General features: G+C 70.7%; 3 protein-coding genes. 2 read left to right on the forward strand and 1 reads right to left on the reverse strand.

The features are described from left to right. Positions 1-485: histidine phosphotransferase family protein (locus tag DMC18_RS25425; RefSeq protein ID WP_110133436.1), on the reverse strand; the 485-nt coding region annotated here is incomplete at its 3' end. A gap of 126 nt (positions 486-611) precedes the next feature. Between DMC18_RS25425 and DMC18_RS25430 the strand changes: the two genes are divergently transcribed. Together DMC18_RS25430 and cysQ are read left to right on the forward strand one after the other, a co-directional pair. Then, complete coding sequence (locus DMC18_RS25430) at positions 612-803, forward strand: DUF3553 domain-containing protein (protein ID WP_110120443.1); 192 nt, start codon at positions 612-614, stop codon at positions 801-803. Next, entirely contained in the window at positions 800-1579 is a 780-nt protein-coding gene (gene cysQ, locus DMC18_RS25435) for a 3'(2'),5'-bisphosphate nucleotidase CysQ (protein ID WP_110120441.1), read from the forward strand. Before DMC18_RS25430 ends, cysQ begins: the two co-directional genes overlap by 4 nt. Positions 1580-1871 lie beyond the last annotated feature (292 nt).

Raw genomic sequence — 1871 nt, forward strand, 5'->3', positions numbered from 1 at the left:
GCGGTGATGGCCGTGCGGCCGTCGGCGACGACGGCGCGCAGGGTCGCCGCGCCGCCGGCCGGCAGGGCGCTGGCGGCGATCTGGGCGATGTTGAGCAGGGCGCGCGAGGCGGCCTTGTTCAGCGACTGCGGCGCTATGTCCCAGGTCAGGCTGGGGCGCACGTGGGCGAAGACGCCCTGCTGGGACAGCTTCTCCAGCTCGCGGGAGTCGAAGCTCTCGGCCGAGGCCGAGGCGCCGAAGGCCACGCGGGTGAACTGCAGCAGGTCGGCCAGCTTGCGGGCCGAGCTGGTGATCAGGCTCATGGCGTCGTCGCGCATGTCCTGGGCGCTGGGGTCTTCCAGCAGGTCCAGGCCCGAGACGATGGCGCTGGCCGGGCTGATGAAGTCATGACACAGGCGCGCGGCCACCAGGGCGGCGAAATCCGGGCCGTTGACGTCAAGCGTGGCGGCGGGCGCGGGCGAGGCGGTGGCTTCGGTGTCGGTCATGGCGCGATCTTTGGCGTGATTTGGGACTTTGGCAAACGGGACCGCCAGGCCGCAACGACGACTTTTAGGGCGTCCGGGCGCCTAAAACCGCTCCCGCTTTGCGCCGCCAGCCTCTATCAGGTGCGTGTGATGGATCCCTTTCTCGAACCCGGCGCCCTGGTGCGCCATCCCGGCCAGCCCGACTGGGGCCTTGGCCAGGTGCAGTCCGTGACCGGCCATCGCGTCACCGTGAATTTCGAAGAGGCCGGCAAGCAGACGATCGACGCCCGCGTCGTGACCCTGGACTTCGTCGGCGACGACCCCCGAGGACAAGCATGAGCTCCGCCCCCCTTCCGGCGAACATCGGCCGCGACCTGGCCCGCATCGTCGAGGCCGCCGCCGAGGTGATCCTGCCGTTCTGGCGGACCGAGCTGGACGTGGCGCGCAAGGCGGACGAGAGCCCCGTGACCGAGGCCGACCGCGCCGGCGAGAAGGTGATCCTGGCCCTGCTGGCCCAGCAGTTCCCCGACATCCCCGCCATCTCTGAGGAGCACGCCTGCGAGTACGGCACGCCCGACGAGATCGGCCCGCGCTTCTTCCTGGTCGACCCGGTGGACGGCACCAAGGCCTTCGTGCGCGGCGATCCCAACTTCACCGTCAACATCGGCCTGATCGACGATGGCGTTCCCGTCGCCGGCGCGGTCTGCGCCCCGGCCACCGGCGAGGTCTGGTTCACGGCCGACGGCGGTGTGCTCAAGCGCGAGGGCGCGGACGGCGCCGAGGCGCCGGTGCGGGCCCGCGCCTGGCCGCAGGGCGAGGCCCTGGCCCTGGTCAGCCACACCATGAAGGAAGACAAGGCCACGGCCCTGGCCGACCAGTACGGCTTCAGCCTTCGCGCGCCCATGGACTCGTCGATCAAGCTGGCCCGCATCGCCGAGGGCGCGGCCGACATCTATCCGCGCCACGGGCCGACCATGGAGTGGGACACCGCGGCCGGCCACGCCCTGATCGTCGCCGCCGGCGGCCGCTTCACCACCCCCGAGGGCGAGCCCTTCCTTTATGGCAAGGCCGACCAGGGCTTCCGCAACGGCTGGTTCGTGGCCCGCGGCGCCTGATACCAAGGCGATACGTTGCATTATGGCCACGGTTTCCGCGTGTATCGGGGGCCGCGGCTCATCCTGCGACTGATTATTATTGCACCCCAGCAAAGGCGTAACTAAGAACGCCTCGCAATTTCAGGACAAGGGCCGCGGATCCTTCCCGCCGCGACCCGAGCTGGGGTCTCTCGACAAGATGCAAAAGCCTTCCTCGCCCGCCGCCGCCGGCGTTCGCAGCCACGCTCGCCGCGCCCTGGGCGCCGCCGCCGTCGCCGGTGTCGCCGGTCTGGCCATGGCGCCCGCCGCCTTC

Origin of the sequence: Caulobacter sp. D5 (genome assembly GCF_003185805.1) — a bacterium.
In the GTDB taxonomy this organism is placed as follows: Bacteria; Pseudomonadota; Alphaproteobacteria; order Caulobacterales; family Caulobacteraceae; genus Caulobacter.